This window comes from Sphingobacterium sp. 1.A.5 (genome assembly GCF_002734235.1).
GTDB classification, from domain to species: Bacteria; Bacteroidota; Bacteroidia; order Sphingobacteriales; family Sphingobacteriaceae; genus Sphingobacterium; species Sphingobacterium daejeonense.
The window spans coordinates 1-2,079 of sequence record NZ_PEBA01000041.1; the positions used below are offsets into that span (position 1 = coordinate 1).

1 protein-coding gene and 1 pseudogene are annotated in these 2,079 nt (G+C 31.4%); both read left to right on the plus strand.

The annotated features are described in order from the left end of the window. Positions 1 to 199, plus strand: a pseudogene (locus CRT24_RS20925) (hypothetical protein); the annotation flags it as partial. A 602-nt stretch (positions 200 to 801) separates the two neighbouring features. Continuing rightward, positions 802 to 1,764 (plus strand): hypothetical protein, encoded by a 963-nt coding sequence (locus CRT24_RS14375; RefSeq protein WP_099371914.1) that lies wholly within the window; start codon positions 802 to 804, stop codon positions 1,762 to 1,764. Positions 1,765 to 2,079 lie beyond the last annotated feature (315 nt).

A 2,079-nucleotide genomic window follows, 5' to 3' on the forward strand; every position in this document is an offset into this window, starting at 1 on the left:
AAATATGGACTCTGCACTTATCGGGATCCTGCTCTTTAAGTACATCCAGAAGAAGGCAAAATACAATTGGAACCTCTCGAATCTGGTCAACTTTATCAGGATGAACATATTCGTGAAAATTGATCTGTGGAAATGGGCTGATGATCCGTTCATTTCAGGAAAACCTCCCGATAAAAAAGGACAATATGTGCTCTTTTAGTAACACACATAGGATACCTTTCCAGTAATTAACCAAATTCTTCAATTGAACACAAATGGAGAAGGATTTTTTATGCCAAAAAATTTATTTAGGACAGTACTGTTACTGGATATCAATATCACTGCAATTATTGATTTTAAGGAATTTAAAATTAACCTAAAAGATATTTTATGTTTATAATTTTTTGATATGCAACAATATAATAACTTGACTATTTGGGCTAGAAGGTCAATATTTAAGAATAGAATATTTTTTAGAAAAATAATTGAAAAATAAAGGTTGATTTAGAGCTCTTAAACCAAAATGCTAAATAAATTCCCGAGATGAAGGAAAGGTAATTTATGATGATTTTTAATTTTCTTCTTAAAATCTCCTTCGATCAGTTTTTGGCTGATTAATAAAATTCTAAAATAATTGATTTGGCGGGAAGAATAATTTAGGTTAGAATAAATTTTAAATTTTGTAAATCAATCTGATTTGGCATTTAATATTTCATAAAACAGGTGGTTTTATCTAGTTAAAGTAAGTGTTAAATACCTTAGGTTGGGTATTTATAAATAAAAATTAAGTAAATAATTTTGAGAAACCAATTTTTTACTGACATGAAAATAGCTAAAATTATTTTGTTTTTCACACTAACAATTTTTATTGGCTGTAAAGATAATGATGATCAAGTTTACTTTCCTGAGCCGACGGAGGTAGAAGAGGAGGAAGAAGAAAAAGAGGAAGAGGAGGAAGAGTCATCATTGATATTGCCTGTAGAAATCAATTATCTTTCTAGTAGTACTAACACTTCTTTTTATAGAAATTATAGATTTAAAGGAGACTATTTAGTTTCTGAAGTCAAAGGAACTGAAGGAGCTTCTTACAAAATGAGTTCTAAATCTTATGTATTCGAGAAGGACCATCAGAACTTTGGAGATGTAATTAAGTCTTCAGAACTTAAATTAGGGATGTATACTGTAAATACAGCCTATAATTATGAAGTTTCAAAAGGGATCGTAAGTAAAGAAATAACTGAAAATCTGAGCGGCGGAGTCGAACCAATTGCCACTAAATTTAGAAGAGAATATGTCTATAAAGGAAATCAATTAGTGGTTAGTTATTATGATAGTGAAAATAAAAAGACTAGAGAAATTACATTTACAGGTTCGGAAAACCCAAGTAAAGTTGAAGTTTATATTGCTGCAAAAAAAGGCTCAGGATCTTATGAAGCACAAACTGTGAGTATCAAATATAATACTGATCCCAAAGCTAAAGCACCATTTCATAATGTAAAAGGATGGTCACTGGCTTGGTTATCTGATGAAGTGGTAGATTATGTGGAATCTACCGTGGATTTGGAAGATTTCGTTTTTTACGGACTTTATGACAAATCAAAATCTTTGATCGATGAAATTCATGTAAAACCCTTGAATACAGGAGTTATGGACTACAGTTATAAAATTTCATCTCAATATGAACTCAATGAAAATGGATTTCCAATTAAAGAAACCCGAAAAAGAACCCTGTTACGTGATGGTTCTTTCTATTCAACTTATATTACTTATAAATACAACAAATAAATATTCCTGAAAAAAGAGAAGGGGCTGTCTCCTATGTTTGTGTCAAGCAAATGTAGGAGACATTTTTTGTTTTATAGATTTGCTGTATTTAGTGAAAAGAGGGAGAGCCTAGGGCTGTCTTAGTAGCTTTTTTAGCATACTGATTTTTAGAGATGGCCTTCCTCTTTTTCGCTTCCTAAGACAGAACAGAATGTAAGGCGGAATTACAGTCCAGCTTGAATATCCATCAGGAGACAAGTCCAAGGGAAGTTTCACTATTGATTTTTCAGTTTCACATCAAAAAATTAACATGAAAACACTCAAGCAGGTCGTTGG

Coding starts and splice junctions, on each gene's coding strand:
- CRT24_RS14375 (WP_099371914.1), top strand. CDS start 802: ATGAAAATAGCTAAAATTATTTTGTTTTTCACACTAACAATTTTTATT.